This is a genomic window from Micromonospora salmantinae (assembly GCF_022230905.1).
Lineage (GTDB): Bacteria > Actinomycetota > Actinomycetes > Mycobacteriales > Micromonosporaceae > Micromonospora > Micromonospora salmantinae.
On sequence record NZ_JAKKFG010000023.1, the window covers coordinates 1 to 16679 of the forward strand.

Here is a 16679-nt window from a genome sequence, read left to right on the forward strand (position 1 = left end):
GGCGGCCCCGGCGCGACGCCGGGTCCGCCCGTTTCAGGTTTGCTGATCTCGCCCTGCCGTTGGTCCATCTGCACACAGTCGAACGTGCTGCGAACTTGGCTGTGATCAGCGGGCGAGGGCGGCGAGTCGGAACTGTTGGTTGGTTTGTCCGTGGCAGTCGTAGAGCTGGATTTGGGCTCCGTTGGTGGTGCTCCAGGCGTCGAGGCATCGTCCGGATTGGACGTTGCTGATGGTGCCGTTGGAGTTGACGTTCCACTGTTGGTTGGTCTGGCTGTGGCAGCTGTAGATCTGTACTGCCGCGCCGTTGGCGGTGCCTGCGGCGTCGAGGCACATGTTCCCGTACACCTGGAGTTGTTTGGTTGTGGTGTAGGTCCATGCCTGGTTGGTTTGTTTGTTGCAGCCGTAGAGCTGGACCCGGGTGCCGTTGTTGCGTGAGGCGTTGGGTACGTCGACGCACCGGCCGGATTGGGTGCCGACGATCTCGCTGGCGGAGCCGGGCGGAACGGTGGGTGAAGGGGTGGGGGTCGGCGGGTCGGTGGGGGTCGGCGTCGGGGTGGGCGAGGTCGTGCGGTCCAGCCCGAAGAACTGGATGGCGACACGCGCCATGCCGCTGGAGGGCAGGCTGTGCCCTGCGCCCTGGATGGCGTACGCCTCGACCTGGGTGCCGAAGCGGCGGCGGTTCCAGTTGGGCTGCGGGGTGTCGGTGGACGTCGGAGTCTGGCTCAGCCCGTGCACGTTGGTCCACTGCTCGACCGACTCCTGCAGCAGTGAGTAGGGCACGAGGGTGTCGTTGGTGCCGTGCCAGAGCTGGATCGGCGGGCGCGGGCCGGTGTAGCCGGGATACGCCGCCCGGACCATGTCGCCCCATTGCTGCGGGGTCCGGTTCATGCTGCCGTTGGTGCACGGCCCGCCGGGTGGGTAGGCGGCCGCGTTCGCGAAGCAGTTGAAGGGCACGCCCATGAATGACGCGCCCGCTTTGAACAGGTCGGGGTAGACCGCGAGCATGTGCTGGGTCATCATCCCGCCAGACGAGCTGCCGGTGGCGTAGACCCGGTTGATGTCACCGCCATGCTGCTGCCGGGCGTAGTTCACCATCGACTCGATGGAGACCGGGTCGCTGCCACCACCACGGCGCTTGGACGCGTCCGACCAGGTGTCGAAGCACTTGCCGAACCCGGCCTCCTGCATGGCGCTCGGGTAGATGACGATGAAGCCGTACTGGTTCGCCAGCGAGGCGAACTCGCTGCCCGAGTAGAAGCCCGGGCCGGAGCCGCCGCAGCCGTGCATGGCGACCACGATCGCCGGGTTGGCCGGCCGGGCGTCGGGCACATAGATGTGCATCCGCATCCCGCCCGGGTTGTTGCCGAAATTGGTCACCTCGGTCAACGAGGCCGCAGAGGCTGGTTTCGTCAGTCCGGGTATCACCAGTGCCAGGCCAGCCGCCGCGAGGAACACGGCGAAGCCGACCAGCAGCCGTCGATAGGGTTTCACGCTTCACTCCCTTGACGCTTGATTGGACACGGTGAATCGCGCCACCGGGCACCGGAGGCGGTACATCACTGTGGTTGGACAAGACGCGCCGGACCGGCCTCACCGTCAACCCGTCCATGGTGAAGTGGGTCGCGGCAGGTTTATGCCGGTCGGCTCGTCAGGTGACCTCCGCCCGGGGAGGTCGGTCAGCTGCCCGCTGGCTTTGCGCGCTCCCGCAGCGCCAGACGCATTACAAAAAGTGTCTCTCTGGTCGGTGAAACTGTCAATCGACGGATCGCTATGGATGCGGCGAGGTGAGCGGAAATCAGCTCCGGATGACGGGGGGCGGACGAACGTGGCCGGGCACCTGCCACAATCGGATCTACTAGCGGTCTTCCCCGATCTGCGCCGGAGCGTCGTGTGGTCAGCCCCTTCAACATCGACGAGATTTTTCCCGACAGCGCGGACGGCTCCACCCGACTGCCCCGCAGGCAGTCAGGCAGCTCACCCCAAGGCTTGGCCGTGACGCTGCTGGCCGACTACACACTTCAGGGCCGCACCTGGCTACCCTCCGCCGCCCTCGTGGCGTTGCTTGCCGAATCGGGCGTCAACACGGCCGGGGCGCGGACCGCCATCAGCCGCCTGGCGCGCCGCGGAGTGCTTGAGATCAACCGTCAGGGACGGAACAGCTTCTACCGGTTGACCCAGCCCGCCGCCCACAACCTCGCGCGCGGCGCACGCCGGATCGCTGTCTTTGATGCGCAGGCCGAGTCGTGGGACGGCTGGTGGACACTGGTTGCGTTCTCCCTGCCGCAGGAGGCGAGCGCCGAGCGACGCGTCCTCCGCGGACAGCTTCGATGGCTCGGGTACGCACCCCTGTACGACGGACTGTGGGTATCACCGCACAATCTCGGCCACACGCCCAGAGCGAAGCTCTCGGCCATCGCGCTCGGCGCCACGACCGTGTTCCGCGCTCGGCACGTGGAGATCGAGGCGCACACCAATCGGGTACCGATCGACGCCTGGGACACCGCCGCGCTCGTGCAGCAGTACGACTCATTCATCCGACGCTGGGATGCCCTGTTGCCAGGTGTCCGGTCGGGAGACATCACGGGGGCGGCTGCGGTACGGGCGCGTACCGAGGTGATGGATGCCTATCGGCGCTTCCCCATCCTGGATCCGCTGCTGCCGATCGAGCTGATGCCTGCGGGATGGCCCAGGAGGGACGCGCGGGCGGTGTTCGTCGCGGTGTACGACGGGCTCGCCGACCCCGCAGAGGAGCACGTGCGGGCCGTAGCTCACCGGTACGCCATCGGACCGCAACCCGACATCCGGGCCCACCGCGTCGACCAGCTTGGAGACCTCTGGGCCGATTGCGGCGACCCTCGCCCTGCTGCGATGTTCGAGGAAATGAATCAATAGGGGACCGGCTCGCGTGGAGTGTCCCGGCAGCGAGGCGAGCTGATGGGACAGGCCCGGTGTTTCCGTGCGGCCGCCGGGACCGCCAGCAGCTTCAGCTGCTCGAACCGACGGCGTTCCGCCGACGCGGTGGCTGAAAATTCGCGCCGAAAGCCGGTAACCAAATCGGCTGGCCAACCCGTCAGGTCAGTGACGGATCGCCACTGGGGGCGGCCGGCCGAGGAGGAACAAGGGACATGGGCGACGTGCGTGGGCGTTTCAGGGACGACCTGGCCCAACATCCCGCCCCGCCACTGGGTGACCTGGTCCAGCAGTCGGTGGTGCAGGGCCGCCGACTTCGTCGCCAACGCCGCCTGGCGCAGTTCGGCGTCGGCGGATCGGCGTTGGCGATGCTGCTCGTGATCGGCCTGGCCGCCGGGCCGTTCGGCGTCGGAGCGGATGACGCCGGTCAGCCCGGCGGAGCGAACGTGGGCTTGCCGGGCGGATCGGTCGACACCACCACGCCGTCCCCGGCTGGGTCCTCCGGTGGCGCCCCGGGCGGGCTGGAAGAGGGCGCCGAAGGAAACCTCTTCCGGTCAGCGCCGCCGACTCCCTCGACCACGGTGATCGACACCGTGAGGATCGGGGCGGGGCCGGACGGTGAACTGCTGACCACCACACCGCAGGGCGCCCTGGAACTGCTGACCCGGCTGCTGCCCAGGGGGAAGACCAGCGGTTACGCGAGTCTGGAGAGCAGCGGGTCAGGCCCCGGCATGCCGTACGTCCAGCTCTACCTGGACCGAGGCGATGGACCGGGCATGCTGCGGCTCTCCATCTACCGGGACCGCGTCGGCGGCGACCCCGCCCCGGGGACGGTGGAGCTGACCGAGGTACCCGACAACTGCGTGCAGAACCAGACGGTCACCGTGCACCACCGCGCTGGCCTCCAGGTCGATCTCATGATCGCCACCTGTCTGGTCTGGGACGCCAAGGGAACGTCGCCGGCGCCGCCCGTCCTCTCCGTGAAGGAGGCGATCGCGATCGCCGCGAACCCGAACTGGGGGACGACACTGCCGGCCGAGTACGTCGTCAACGGGACCAAGAGGTTCCCGAAGCTGGCCCGGTCGAATGGCTGACGAAGACTTCGTGGAGTTCGCGCAGGCGACCGTTGGTCGGCTGCGCGACGCGGCCTTCCTGATGTGCCGCGACTGGCATCTCGCCCAGGACCTCACCCAGACGACGCTGGCCAAGGTGTACGCCAACTGGAGGCGGGTCCGCCGGGCCGACGACCCCCACGCGTACGCCCGCAAGATACTGCTGCGCTGCATGATCGACCAGCAGCGACGTCGCTCCAGCCGCGAGTTGGCGATGTCGGCGCCGCCGGATCGGGGCGAGGAACATCCGGCCGAGCTGCGCATGACGTTGCTGGACGCGGTCGCCACATTGCCGTTGCGGGATCGGGCGATCATCGTCCTGCGTTACTGGGACGACCTGAGCGTGGAGACAACCGCCGAGGTTGTGGGCGTCTCCACCGCCGTTGTCAAGAGCCAGAGCATGCGCTCCCTCAACCGCCTGCGTGAGTTGCTCGGCGAGACCCGTGCCGAGCTGTTCGCCGAGGAACGCCATTGACGGGTCCTGTCTGCGGCCGGGGTGTGGCGGATCCCGATGGTGTCGGACCGTTCGGCCGGTAACCGCCGCGTCGGTGCTGCGGCGGCGGCGAACGTGCCGCCCCGCGTCGTCGGCTGAGGCGCCACCTGCGGTGGCAAGTATCTGCGTCTGGGGAGGTTTCGGTGTTCGTATCGAGCAGCAGGACGAGCCGAGGCCGGATCCGCGGCAGCGGCCGAGGTTCGCTTGCGGTCGTGCCGGCGGTCCTGGCGGCGTTGATGGTGATGGCCGCGGGGTGCCATCGGGGGGAGTCCGGTATCGGCCCCGACGAGCGACACACCGCAAACGCGGAACGGGGCGATCCGAGCCCGCTGCTGGGGGCGGGCGATCTGGGAGCGGACTGGCGTGCGGACGACGCGCGAACCGGTCTGCCGCCCTGGCCGTGGGAGCAGGACAGTTGCCCTAGTTATCGGAGCAGCGACTACCCGGCCAAATCGCATCGGCGCGCTGCCGTGGAGCGCTACTACCGGCCGTCTGACGGCTCGTCGCCGGCCCATCACGTCGTGGAGACGTACGAACCTGGATGGGCCGAGCGGAACGTCGACGACGTCCGTCGGGTCCTCCTGCGGTGCGCGAGCTACCCGGTCCTCGGATCGCAGGTCTCGTTCGACGTCGTCGACCCGCGATATCTGGACGGCGCCGGCATGCTCGTTCGAGGTCGCATCGCGCGTGCGGACACCTCGAACACCGTCACGTACTTCGTGATGGTGCAACGAGGCGAGACGGTCTCGACGGTCCGCCTGCCCGATCCGGGCAGCCAGGCCGCGGTGGACGAGATCGCGGCGAGGGCGGTGGCCCGCCTTGGCTGAGCGGAAAGGGCGGCAGCTGCCGCGACGCTGGGTCATCTCCGCTGTCACCACGTCGCTGGCCGGCGTCGCGACGGCCGCCCTGGGTGCCACGCGCGGCCGCGACGGCGACCGAGCCGGACCATCGCAGGGTTCCTCCCCTGCCACTCCGATCCCCACGACGCCGGCCGTCGACCGGATCGACCAGGCGAGAACGCGCATCAAGGCCTACGTGCAGCGGTACGACGGCCACCTGGCGGTCGCGGCACTGGATCGACAAGGAACGGCTGCGGTGACGGTCGGCGCCAAACGGTTCGAGACCGCCAGCATCGTCAAGGTCAACATCCTCGCGGCCCTTCTGCTGCGCCAGAACCCGCCGGGCAAGGCCCTGGGTTCCGACACCCGGCGGTTGGCCGAGGCCATGATCGTGTCCAGTGACAACGATGCGGCGGTCGCCCTCTGGCAGCGGATCGAGGGCTCGCGCGGCCTCACCGCCGCGAACCGCGCGCTCGGTCTGCGCGAGACGAAGCCCAACTCGCACTGGGGCCTCACCACGACCACGGTCGCCGACCAACTCCGTCTGCTGACCGCGCTGACGTCACCGACAGGACCGCTGACCCCGCAGGACCGTACCTTCGTCATGGGCCTCATGAAGAAGGTGATCCCCGAGCAGCGGTGGGGAGTCACCGCCGCGCGGGAGGCGGGCAGTCGTTCGGAGTACGTCAAGAACGGTTGGGACACCGCTGATGTCGACGGGGGCCGCTGGCTGGTCAACAGCATCGGGCGGATCGTCGAGGCCCGTCATGACTGGCTGATCGCCGTGCTCTCCGACCATCACGTGAGCCAGAAAGAGGGCATCCGCGTCGTCGAGAAGGCTGCCACGTACGTGCTCAAGGAGCTGCGTACCGCCACTGCGGGCGACGGCCCGTCGCAGGGGTAGCACTCGGCGCCGCTCGCCCGCTCGGCCTGGGGCCGGGGCTGCGCTACCGAGGGGCCGCTGGCGGTCCTGGCCCACGGCTTCGACGATCCCACCGAACCCGACGGGGCACTGCGTCCGAACGTCCTGTTCGGCATTTCCCGCAGTGTGCGGATGTGACGGTCTCCGATTCGGCGCCCCGATTCGTCGAGCACCTGCCAGAGTGGTTCATGCCCTTGAGTACGTACCACCTCAGAGCCTCGGTCGCCGTGTCCGACATTCAGACGGCCGTGGCCTTCTACGAAGGCGCGCTGGGCCTGCGGGCGTTGCGGTCGGGCCCCAGCGCCACCATCGCCGACGGTAGCCGTGTCTATGGCTCCGGTGGCGGGCCGGCGCTGAACGTGTATCAGTCGGTCACTGCCGGGCAGACCTCGGCGACGGTGGCGACGTGGTACGTCGACGACATCGACCAGATCGTCGACGAGCTCACCTCGTCCGGCGTCGAGTTCGTTCGCTACGAGCAGTTCGAGCACGACGACAAGGGGATTACCGCGCGGGCCGGAGGTGGACGTATCGCCTGGTTCCAGGACCCGGACGGCAACACCTTCGCTCTCGAAGCCGACGCGTGACCTCCACCTGAGACAACCAATCCGGCTCAGGGCGTTGACGCCCTGAGCCGGAATAGTTCTGTAGCTGTTGGTACTGCCGATCAGGTGACGTTGATGTCGCTGCACCACATGTAGGTCTGGTCCAGGTGCGACGCCCTCCAGAGCACGAACAGGATGTGGTTCCCGCTGCGCGACGGGAGCGAGACGTTGAACGAGATGTTCTGCGCCGGCGCGTAGCGCCCCGTCGTCGTGATCAGGTCGAGGTTGCCCCATCCGAGCTTCTGGGTGGCCGGGTTGAACCCCTGCTTGGTGACGTAGACCTGGAAGTAGTCAGCGCCGTGACTGGCCTGGTCGTACAGCTGGACCGTGAGGTTGCGGCTGACGGTGGTCGTCTTCCACGCCCCGGGCTGGTTCACGCTGTCGTTCCTGGACAGGGCGTTGCTGCACAGTTGACCGTCCGGGGTGCGGGCCTGGTACTGGCCGCCGAGGCCGTCGCGCAGCTGGCTCATCCAGTTCCACATGGTGTCGGGATTGGCCTGGAACGCCCGCCAACACATGGGGTCTTGCTGCTGCATGGCGGGGTTCATGTGCTGGTTGCCCCACGCCTTCCAGCATTGGTAGGCGCGACTCATCGGGTTGATGATGGTGCCGTGGGCCTGGGCTGCCCCGGTGAAGGGCAGCATGCCGGCCACGATGGCGAACACCATGACGAACGCTCGAAGGGACCGACGGACTGGTGACCGGGATCGTCCGCCGGATCGATCGGACTTGAGTGAACGCACTGTTCATCCTCCGCTCTTCGGGACTACAGATCAGTATGGGAACGCTCCCAAACCAACTGTTGCATCTATCGACTCAAATATCAATCGTTATCTATCTATGGTCGGATGTGGATCGAGCTGACCGGGCTGTCCGCAGCCGCCCGGTTCGGATCCGGGTGCGGGTAACGACCGCGCCGCCTGCCGCCCGGCACTGTCACAGGCCGGCTGCGGCGTCGTATCGGCGGCGCTGGTCGACCATCTCCGACTCGGACAGCGCCTCCTTGAGCGCCAGCTCCGCGTACTTGGGCGGGAGCATCTGCCGCACCCGGTCGGTGAACATGACCTCGGCGGTCGCCTCGACCACCTGGATGCCCGGAGGCTGGGTGGACATGTCCATGACCACGGGTCCGGCCAGTTTGACCGCCACGTCCCAGGGGCGCTTCTGTTCGGCGACCCCGCAGAGGTGGAAGCCGTAGACCGTCTGCACGTCGGCGAGCGCGGTGGCCTCGGTCGGCTCGTAGCCGTAGACGCGGACCCCGCAGATCACTGCCGGCTTCTCCGTGGTGGCCGCCTGCTGGGCGCCGTGTCCGGCGTGGTTGTGCTGCCCCGGGTCTGCCTGTTCGAGCGTCGTACGCATCCGGGCGATGATCTGTGATTGCAGATCCGCCGGCTTCGCCTCCGGGCCGGCCCGGTTGACCAGTACGACCGCGCCGGCCGACACCACCAGCAGGATCACCGCCACCCACACGAAGCGGTTTCGGTACCAACCCGCGAAGTTCTCTCGGGAAATCATGATTGCTTCTCACCTCGTCGCCGGTTTCTGGTGCTGGCAGGCCGAATCGGACGCCCCCGGCGGGTCAGGCGTCGAGCGCGTCAGCCGTTGGGGGGACACGTGCCGGGGGTTACCTACGGCGGGCGAGAGTGGTTGCCCGGCAAGGCGCCCGTCGTCGTAGAGGTGACCCGGCGATTCGCCAGGCGAGCGTCCGCCAAGGCGGCGCGCTGCCGGCGCTGCGATGCTCCCGTGCTGGCCGTTCCCAGCGCGGTTGCCCCCGCGCTGCGGCGATATGAGCCATTCCAACACGTCTGGATCGACTTTGGCAACATCGACGGGCATCAGCGTGCTTTCGGGGCCGGTCCACCCGCGCCTTCCTCGCGCACGGGTGCTGTCGCCGCACCACCGCCGGTCCCCCGGACCTCGACGTCGACAAGCCGATGGGCGCCGCCGTCTACGGTGTGCGGGCCTGACTAATGTCATGAGTACCTGTGCACCCCGCATCGAACGTCGTGACTAAGCGCACTGGAGCCCACTCGTCCCGTCGATGAGACTCGATTCATCGCCGGAACAACAGCCGGCCGAGTTCGAGGGGCGGCGGGACGGTGGACGAACGCTACGACAGCTACTGCGCCGCGGATCGGCTGTTCTACGACTCGCTCGGCAGCGCCGTCGCACAGCCGATCTTTCCGGCCGCCGAACGGCCGACGCCGACCGGCTGGCGCCGCGAGCCGCTCGACGACTGGCTGATCTACGCGCCCGACGGCGGCTCCCTGCCGCAGCAGGGCTGGAAGATCCATGTGTCGGCGGGTCTGGCGAACGCCGAACGGGTGCTGGACGCGGTCTGGAACTACTGCGTCCCCCGCGGCCTGTCCTTCAAGTTCCTGCGCGGACCGCGCACGCTGCTGCTGCGCAATTCCAAGTACGCCGCCCGGGCCGCCAGCGGCAAGTTCATCACTGTCTATCCGTGCGACGACGCGGAGCTGGAGTTGGCCTGCAAGGAACTCGACGAACTGCTGACCGGCGAGACCGGGCCGTACATCCTCAGTGACCTCCGCTACGGCGCCGGCCCGGTCCACGTGCGCTACGGCGGCTTTGCCGCCCGCTACTGCCACTCGCCGGACGGCCAGGTGGTGCCGGCGATCGAGGACGACGGCGGCACGCTGGTGCCGGACCGGCGGGAGCCCGTCTTTCACGTACCGTCCTGGGTCACCCTGCCGGACTTCCTCGGCCCGCACCTGGCCGCCCGGAGCGGCACCAGCACCGACCAGGTGCCGTACCGGATCGAGCGGGTGATCCACTTCTCGAACGGCGGCGGGCTGTACGTGGGCAGGGACCTGCGTACCGACACCGAGGTGGTGCTGAAGGAGGCCCGACCGCACGCCGGCCTGGACGCCGACGGCACCGACGCCGTCGCCCGGCTGGCCCGCGAGGCGCAGGCCCTGCGGCAACTCGCCGACCTGCCGCAGGTGCCTCGGGTGCACGACGAGTTCGTCCTCGGCGAGCACCGGTTCCTCGCGCTCGAGTTCATCGAGGGCCGGCCGCTGAACAAGGTGCTGGTCGACCGGTACCCGCTGATCGACGCCGACGCGACCGACGACGACCGGGCGGCGTACGCCCGGTGGGCCCGCCAGACCTACGAGCAGGTCGAAGCCGTCGTGGCGGCGATCCACGAGCGCGGCCTGGTCTACGGGGACCTGCACCTGTTCAACATCATGATCCGGCCGGACGACCGGGTCGCCCTGGTGGACTTCGAGGTGGCCGCCCCGATCGCCGGGCACCGCCGACCCGGGCTGCGCAACCAGGGCTTCGCGGCACCGAGGGACCGCAGCGGGCCGGCGGTCGACCGGTACGCCCTGGCGTGCCTGCGGTTGGCGCTGTTCCTGCCACTGACCCAGCTGGTCCGGCTCGCCCCGGCGAAGGTGACTCACCTGGCCGACATCATCGCCGCCAACTTCCCGGTGCCGAGGTCCTTCCTCGATCCGGCGGTCGAGGAGATCACCGGTGAGCCGTGTGTCGCCGCGGAACCGCGAGGGAATCTCGGCACTGATGACTGGCGCACCATGCGGGACCGGCTGACGACGGCGATCGTGGCCAGCGCCACCCCCGAGCGCGACGATCGGCTCTTTCCCGGTGACATCGAGCAGTTCCGCAGCGGCGGCCTCAACCTCGCCCACGGGGCGGCGGGGGTGCTGTACGCGCTCGACAAGAGCGGTGCCGGGCGGTGGCCCGAGCACGAAGACTGGCTGGTGCGGCGGGCGACAACGCCCCCGTCCGGCACCCGCTGCGGCTTCTTCGACGGGCTGCACGGCGTCGCGTACGCGCTGGTCCACCTCGGACGCCGGCAGGACGCGCTGGACGTTCTCGACATCTGCCTGCGGGAACCCATGGACGGGCTCGACCACAGCCTGGCCAGCGGACTGTCCGGGATCGCGCTCAACCTGGCCGAGTTGGCCGCACGCACCGGGGAGGTGTCGTTGCGCGACGCCGCCTGGCGGGCCGCCGAGCGTGTGATCGGGCAGCTGGCCGACGACCCGGGCCCGGACGTCAGCGGCGGCCGTAACCCGTACGCCGGGCTGTTGCGGGGCCGGACCGGACCGGCGCTGATGCTGTTGCGCCTCTACGAGCTCAGCGGCGACGACGAGCTGTTGGGGCACGCCGCCACCGCGCTGCGTCAGGATCTGCGGCGGTGTGTGCTGCGCCCGGACGGTGCCCTGGAGGTCAATGAGGGCTGGCGCACCATGCCCTATCTGGCCCACGGCAGCGTCGGTATCGGGCTGGTCCTCGACCAGTACCTGCGCCACCGGGCCGACGACCGGTTCGCCGAGGCGAGCGCCGGGGTTCGGCGCGCGGCGCGCTCACCGTTCTACGCACAGTCCGGGCTCTTCGCCGGCCGGGCCGGCATCATCGCCTACCTCGCCGCCTCGACCGACGAGGCCGACCGCGGCGAACTCCGCGCGCAGATGGATCGGCTGGACTGGCACGCGCTGCCGTACCGGGAGGGGATCGCATTCCCCGGCGAGCAGTTGCTGCGGCTCTCCATGGACTTCGGCACCGGCACCGCCGGCGTGCTGTACGCGCTGGCCAGCGCGGAGCACGACCAGCCGCCGACGCTGCCCTTCCTCGCGCCCCTGCCGGGCGCGAACAGACTCCCCCGCGACAGCGGGGGCGACCTGATCGGCGAACGGAAGGAAGGGAGGTGAACGACATGGCACTTCTGGACCTCCAGGGCCTGGAGATGGCTCCGGCCGACCGCACCGGTGGCGGTAGCCGGGCGAGCCTGCTGCTCTGCGGCGACAGCTCGCTCTCCGTCACGACCTGCAACTGATCCACGCACACGTGGGGCCCTGGGTGGGTAGACGTGCCCACCCAGGGCAACCGCGTACCAACGGGAGGACCGATGCCGACGTTCGCCGTGGGGGACAGGCTGCTGCGGCAGACGGTCCTGGCGGGCGGCGGCTGGACCGCTGGACTCGCGGCGGTCGCGCTGCTCGGCGCGGCCGCCGAACTGTTGCTACCCGCGGCCCTCGGCCGCGCCGTCGACGCCGCCCTCGACGGCGGCTCCGCCTGGTGGGCGGTGTCCGCCTGCGCCCTGGTCGTGGTCCTCATCTGCGTCGACACCCTGACGGACCTGGCCAGCGGCTTCGGTGCGGCGCGCGCCACCGCCGGGCTGCGCCGACGCCTACTGCGTCACCTGTTCGCCATGGACGTCCGCGTCACCCGCCGGCACCCGGTGGGTGATCTCGTCGGCCGGTTGGTCGGCCAGGCCGCCGACGCCGGACAGGCCGGCAACGCCGTGGTCCTGGCCATCGTGGCGGTGCTTCCGCCGCTGGGCAGCGTCGTCGCGCTCGCCATCATGGAACCGGTCCTCGGTCTCACCCTGCTCGTCGGTCTCACCCTGCTCGCCGTCCTCATGCGCGCCTTCGTGGCCGACGCCTCGGCGGCAACCGCCGGGTACCAGCGGGTGCTCGGCAACATCGCCGGCCGGCTGTTGGAGTCGCTGACCGGTGCCCGGACCATCGCCGCCGCCGGCACCACCCGTCGCGAGGAGGACCGGGTGCTGGCGGCCCTACCGGAGCTGGACCGGCACGGCCGGCACACCTGGGGACTGCTGGCCCGGGCGAGTGCGCGCACCTCGGCCGTGGCGCCGCTGCTGAACCTGAGCGTCATCGCGGTCGGCGGGTACGCCCTGACCGCAGGCTGGCTCACGCCGGGTGAACTGGTCGCCGCCGTCCGGTACGCGGCCATGGGCGCCGGGCTCGGTGCAGTGCTCGCCACCCTGAACCACCTGGTCCGCAGCCGCGCGGGAGCACACCGGGTCGCCGAGCTGCTGACGCAGTCCGCCACGCCGGCAGGCGATCGGCCTCTTCCACCCGGCGGCGGCGCCCTGCGACTGCGCGGGGTGTGCGTGCACGCCGACGACGGCCGGCCCATCCTGGACGGCGTCGACCTGGACGTGCCGGCCGGCGCGACAGTGGCAGTCGTCGGAGCGTCCGGTGCCGGCAAGTCGACCCTGGCGGCCGTGGCGGGACGGCTGTACGACCCCGACGGCGGTGAGGTGCGACTGGACGGGGTGCCGCTGCGGGACCTCGACGCGGCGGCGCTGCGCCGGGCCGTCGGCTACGCCTTCGACCGGCCCGTGCTGATCGGCGCGACAGTCCACGACGCGATCGGCTTGGCGCTGCCGGTCGACGCGGCGGCACCGCCGGCCGATCGGAGCCCGGCCACCCCGGAGGTTCTGCGAGCGGCCCGGATGGCGGCCGTCGCCGACGTGATCGAACGTCTGCCCAGCGGTTACCGCACCCCGCTGGTGGACACACCGCTGTCCGGGGGTGAGAACCAACGCCTCGGCCTGGCCCGCGCGTTCGCCGCCGAACGCCTGCTCATCCTTGACGACGCGACGTCCAGCCTCGACACCGCTACCGAACACCGGATCACCGAGGCGGTTCTCGGGAGCGCCGGAGGGCGTACCCGACTGGTGGTCACCCACCGGACCGCGGCGGCCGCGGCGGCCGACCTCGTCGCCTGGCTGGACGGCGGTCGGCTGCGTGGCCTGGCACCGCACCGGCAACTGTGGGCCGATCCGGACTACCGTGCCGTCTTCCAGCCTGCCGACGGTGGATCGTGAGCCGTCCCGGCGTACGTCGGGTGACCTGGCGGGCGCTGCGCGCCAGTCGGCGGGAGCTCGCCGGGCTCGGCGGCTGGTCGCTTGTCGAGTCGCTGCCCGCGCTACTCGCCGGCTACCTGGTCGCCCGCGCCGTCGACGAGGGTTTTCTGGCCGGACGTCTGCTCAACGGCCTGGCCTGGTTGGGGGTCCTCGCCGTGGCCGTACTGGTCGGCGCGGCGGCCACCGGTCGGACGTACCGGAGCCTCGGCGCCGTGGTCGAGCCGTTCCGCGACGAGGTGGCCGCCCAGGTGATCCGCGGCGCGCTACGCGACGCCACCCGGACGGGTGGCCGCCCGGACAGCGCCGCCGTGACCCGGCTGACCCACCAGATGGAGATCGTCCGCGACACCTTCGCCGGTCTGCTGATGGTGACCCGCGGTTTCCTCTTCTCCGCTGGCGCGGCCCTGCTCGGCCTGCTCGCCCTGGCGCCGGTGGTGGCGGCGCTGGCGGTCGCGCCGCTGGTCGCCGGTCTGGTCGTGTTTCTCGCCGCGCTGCCGGCGATGGTCACGCACCAGCGCGCCTACGTCCGGGCCGGTGAACAACTCGGCCAGTCGGCGGCGACCGCGCTGGCCGGTCACCGCGATGTGCTGGCCTGCGGCGCACAGACACGCGTGGCGGCGGAGGTGGCCCGCTGGGTGTCGGCGCAGGCCGCCGCCGAACGCGTGCTCGCCCGGATGGCGGCGATCCGCAGCCTCAGCCTCGGCATCGGCGGCTGGCTGCCACTGCTGGTGCTGATGGTGGCCGCCCCGTGGCTGGTCGAGCGTGGTCTCACCGCCGGCGCGGTGCTGGGCGCGCTGATCTACGTCTCCACCGGGCTGCAACCCGCCCTGCACACACTGGTGCAGGGTCTCGGCGGCGGCGGGCTCCGCTACGCGGTCACGCTGGAGAACATTCTGCGCACCTGTCCGGTCTCCGACGACCAGCGCCCGCCGGCCCTCGCCGCCCGGATGCCCCGCCGCCGACCACCCGCCGGTCCGGCCGGTCGCCCGCCAGCCCTCGAGGTCCGGGGACTGACCTTCGGCTACGGCCCGCACGCCCGGCCCGTCCTGCAGAACTTCTCGCTGACACTCGTCGACCGGGACCATCTCGCCGTGGTGGGCCCGAGCGGTGCGGGCAAGTCCACCCTGGCCGCCCTGATGGCCGGTCTGGTGCCGCCGCAGGCAGGCACCGTCCACCTGGCCGGCACGAGGGTCGCCGAGGTCGAGCCCGCCGCTCTCGCCCGGATGCGAGTGCTGGTGCCCCAGGAGGCGTACGTCTTCACCGGCAGCCTCGCCGACAACCTCCGCTACCTCCGGCCGGACGCCGACGATCACACGCTGGAGGTCGCCCTCGACACGCTCGGCGCGCGTCCCCTGGCGACCCGCCTGGGCGGCCTGGGCGCGCCGGTCGCGCCGGCCCTGCTCTCCGCCGGCGAGCGGCAGCTCATCGCGGCTGTCCGGGCCTGGCTGGCACCCGCCCCGCTGGTGGTCCTCGACGAGGCGACCTGCCACCTGGACCCGGTGCTGGAAGCGACGGTCGAGGCCGCCTTCGCCCGGCGGCCCGGCACCCTCGTGGTGATCGCGCACCGGATCAGTTCCGCGCTTCGGGCCGCACGGGTGCTGGTCCTCGACGGCGACGAGCCCGTGGTCGGGACGCACGAACAGTTGATGGCCCGCTCGGCCACCTACCGGGTGCTCGTCGGCTGCTGGGACGACCCGGTGGTGCCGTCCCCGGCGGTGTCGACGCGTCGAGGCTGAACCTCGCACATGCACGCCGACGGCGCCGGTCAGATCCAGCCCGCCTCGCCGGCCATCCGCACGGCCTCCACCCGGGTACGCGCACCCACCTTGCGCGCGATCCGCCCGAGATGGTTGCGCACGGTGCCACGGGTGAGCCCGAGCGACACCGCCACCTCGGCGACCGGCGCACCCGCGGCCGTCAGCCTCAACACCTCCGTCTCACGGCTGGTCAGTGGGCCGTCCGAGCGCAGCGCCGCGACGACGAGATCCGCGTCGAGCACGGGCTCCCGGCGGGCGAGCCGCCGGATCCCGTCGATGACCCGCTGGGGCGCGGCGTCACTGCGCAGGATGCCGACCGCCCTGGTCGGGCACAACATGCCCCGCAGTCGCCGGGCCCGATGCGGGTGGGCCAGCACCAGGACGGGACACCGGCCGAGACGGTCGGGATCGACTCCCTCGACGAAGTCGAGGTCGGCCACCACCACGTCGGGGCGTTGGGCCCGAACGGCCGCGGAGACCGCGTCACCGCGATCCACCTCCGCCACGACACGGATGTCCTCCTCAGCGGCGAGGACCAACGACAGCGCGCCCAGAACCAGGGCACCGTCCAAGGCGAGCAAGGTACGGATCACGATGAACCTTCCCGCACTCCGATGGTGATCACACAACGTCAACATTCAAACACGCATCCGATGGGACCGCACGGCGACGGGGCGGGTCCGGAAACTCCACCGGGCCCGCCCCCAACGGTCACAGCCAGCCGTTACGCCGCGCGCGCGACACCGCCTCCAACCGGTTGCGGGCCCCGGTCTTGCGCAGAATCACCGACAGGTGATTGCGCACCGTCCCGTGTGCCAGGTAGAGGCGTACGGCGATCTCCTTCAGGGGCAGGCCCTCGGCCGCCATCCGCAGCACGTCCATCTCCCGAGGCGTCAACGGCATCTCCGGGGGACTCAGCACCGCGATCGCCGCAGCCGGGTCGATCGCCCGTTCCCCGGCCGCGAGCGCGCGGATCGCCCGCACCAACTCGGCCAGCGAACTGTCCTTGCCGACCAGGCCGCGCGCGCCGGCTGCCAGCGCCGCCTCCACCAGCGCCGGGCTCCAGCGAGGGCTCATCGCCAGCACGGCGGCGTGCGGCGCCTCGACGTCGATCCGGGCGACCACCTCCACCGGGTCAGGCAGCTCCGGCGTCAGTGCCAGCACCACCACCTGCGGTCGGCACCGCCGGACCACAGTCAACAGTTCACCGACACCCTCGACGTCGGCGACCACCTCCATGTCCTCCTCGCGTGACAGCGCGGCGCAGAGCGCTCCGCGGAGCAAACCCATGTCCTCGGCGACGACAACGTGGATCACCACGTTTTCTCCGATCTCCGATACTCGTCACGACGGCCACCGATCCCGGAACATCCACGGGTT

General features: G+C 70.5%; 15 protein-coding genes. 10 read left to right on the forward strand and 5 right to left on the reverse strand.

The genetic code is table 11. The features are described from left to right. Positions 1–105: 105 nt before the first annotated feature. Positions 106–1491: an extracellular catalytic domain type 1 short-chain-length polyhydroxyalkanoate depolymerase gene (locus PSH03_RS18335; protein ID WP_238689868.1), complete on the reverse strand. Its 1386-nt coding sequence runs from the start codon at positions 1489–1491 to the stop codon at positions 106–108. Between the two features lie 399 nt (positions 1492–1890). Here PSH03_RS18335 and PSH03_RS18340 point away from each other — a divergent pair, with 399 nt between their 5' ends. The 6 genes from PSH03_RS18340 (at position 1891) to PSH03_RS18365 (ending at position 6863) form a co-directional block, all read left to right on the forward strand. Next, the gene (locus PSH03_RS18340) at positions 1891–2892 is read left to right on the forward strand and encodes a PaaX family transcriptional regulator (protein ID WP_210780434.1); all 1002 of its coding nucleotides are present in this window, start codon (positions 1891–1893) and stop codon (positions 2890–2892) included. A gap of 233 nt (positions 2893–3125) precedes the next feature. Beyond that, positions 3126–4004 carry a hypothetical protein gene (locus PSH03_RS18345; RefSeq protein WP_238689869.1) on the forward strand — a complete coding sequence of 293 codons (879 nt, stop codon included), beginning with the start codon at positions 3126–3128 and terminating at the stop codon, positions 4002–4004. Beyond that, entirely contained in the window at positions 3997–4497 is a 501-nt protein-coding gene (locus PSH03_RS18350) for a SigE family RNA polymerase sigma factor (RefSeq protein ID WP_210780432.1), read from the forward strand. The genes PSH03_RS18345 and PSH03_RS18350 overlap by 8 nt, the downstream gene beginning before the upstream one ends. A 161-nt stretch (positions 4498–4658) precedes the next feature. Then, on the forward strand, positions 4659–5342 hold the full coding sequence (locus tag PSH03_RS18355) for a hypothetical protein (RefSeq protein ID WP_238689870.1): 684 nt from the start codon (positions 4659–4661) through the stop codon (positions 5340–5342). Beyond that, the gene (locus PSH03_RS18360; protein WP_238689871.1) at positions 5335–6258 is read left to right on the forward strand and encodes a serine hydrolase; all 924 of its coding nucleotides are present in this window, start codon (positions 5335–5337) and stop codon (positions 6256–6258) included. Before PSH03_RS18355 ends, PSH03_RS18360 begins: the two co-directional genes overlap by 8 nt. Positions 6259–6503: 245 nt before the next feature. Beyond that, positions 6504–6863, forward strand: coding sequence for a VOC family protein (locus PSH03_RS18365; protein WP_238689872.1), 360 nt, complete (start codon positions 6504–6506; stop codon positions 6861–6863). Between the two features lie 80 nt (positions 6864–6943). Here PSH03_RS18365 and PSH03_RS18370 read toward each other — a convergent pair whose 3' ends face one another. Further along, the gene (locus tag PSH03_RS18370) at positions 6944–7549 is read right to left on the reverse strand and encodes a lytic polysaccharide monooxygenase auxiliary activity family 9 protein (protein ID WP_231396184.1); all 606 of its coding nucleotides are present in this window, start codon (positions 7547–7549) and stop codon (positions 6944–6946) included. Positions 7550–7817: 268 nt separating this feature from the next. Beyond that, a complete protein-coding gene (locus PSH03_RS18375; protein WP_238689873.1) occupies positions 7818–8396 on the reverse strand; it encodes a hypothetical protein in 579 nt (192 codons plus the stop codon). A 584-nt stretch (positions 8397–8980) separates the two neighbouring features. Between PSH03_RS18375 and lanKC the strand changes: the two genes are divergently transcribed. From lanKC to PSH03_RS18395, 4 genes are all read left to right on the forward strand, one after another. Further along, a complete protein-coding gene (gene lanKC / locus PSH03_RS18380; RefSeq protein WP_238689874.1) occupies positions 8981–11578 on the forward strand; it encodes a class III lanthionine synthetase LanKC in 2598 nt (865 codons plus the stop codon). Between the two features lie 5 nt (positions 11579–11583). Continuing rightward, complete coding sequence (locus PSH03_RS18385; protein WP_013734295.1) at positions 11584–11703, forward strand: SapB/AmfS family lanthipeptide; 120 nt, start codon at positions 11584–11586, stop codon at positions 11701–11703. A 72-nt stretch (positions 11704–11775) separates the two neighbouring features. Continuing rightward, positions 11776–13503 (forward strand): ABC transporter ATP-binding protein, encoded by a 1728-nt coding sequence (locus tag PSH03_RS18390; protein ID WP_238689875.1) that lies wholly within the window; start codon positions 11776–11778, stop codon positions 13501–13503. Further along, on the forward strand, positions 13500–15278 hold the full coding sequence (locus tag PSH03_RS18395) for an ATP-binding cassette domain-containing protein (protein WP_238689876.1): 1779 nt from the start codon (positions 13500–13502) through the stop codon (positions 15276–15278). Before PSH03_RS18390 ends, PSH03_RS18395 begins: the two co-directional genes overlap by 4 nt. Before the next feature lie 29 nt (positions 15279–15307). Here the strand turns inward: PSH03_RS18395 and PSH03_RS18400 are convergent, their stop codons facing one another. Then, positions 15308–15892: a response regulator transcription factor gene (locus PSH03_RS18400; protein ID WP_210786724.1), complete on the reverse strand. Its 585-nt coding sequence runs from the start codon at positions 15890–15892 to the stop codon at positions 15308–15310. Between the two features lie 118 nt (positions 15893–16010). Beyond that, positions 16011–16619 (reverse strand): response regulator transcription factor, encoded by a 609-nt coding sequence (locus tag PSH03_RS32915; protein ID WP_210786722.1) that lies wholly within the window; start codon positions 16617–16619, stop codon positions 16011–16013. Positions 16620–16679 lie beyond the last annotated feature (60 nt).

Coding starts and splice junctions, on each gene's coding strand:
- PSH03_RS18345 (WP_238689869.1), top strand. CDS start 3,126: ATGGGCGACGTGCGTGGGCGTTTCAGGGACGACCTGGCCCAACATCCC.
- PSH03_RS18350 (WP_210780432.1), top strand. CDS start 3,997: ATGGCTGACGAAGACTTCGTGGAGTTCGCGCAGGCGACCGTTGGTCGG.
- PSH03_RS18370 (WP_231396184.1), bottom strand. CDS start 7,549: ATGGTGTTCGCCATCGTGGCCGGCATGCTGCCCTTCACCGGGGCAGCC.
- PSH03_RS18375 (WP_238689873.1), bottom strand. CDS start 8,396: ATGATTTCCCGAGAGAACTTCGCGGGTTGGTACCGAAACCGCTTCGTG.
- PSH03_RS18385 (WP_013734295.1), top strand. CDS start 11,584: ATGGCACTTCTGGACCTCCAGGGCCTGGAGATGGCTCCGGCCGACCGC.
- PSH03_RS18390 (WP_238689875.1), top strand. CDS start 11,776: ATGCCGACGTTCGCCGTGGGGGACAGGCTGCTGCGGCAGACGGTCCTG.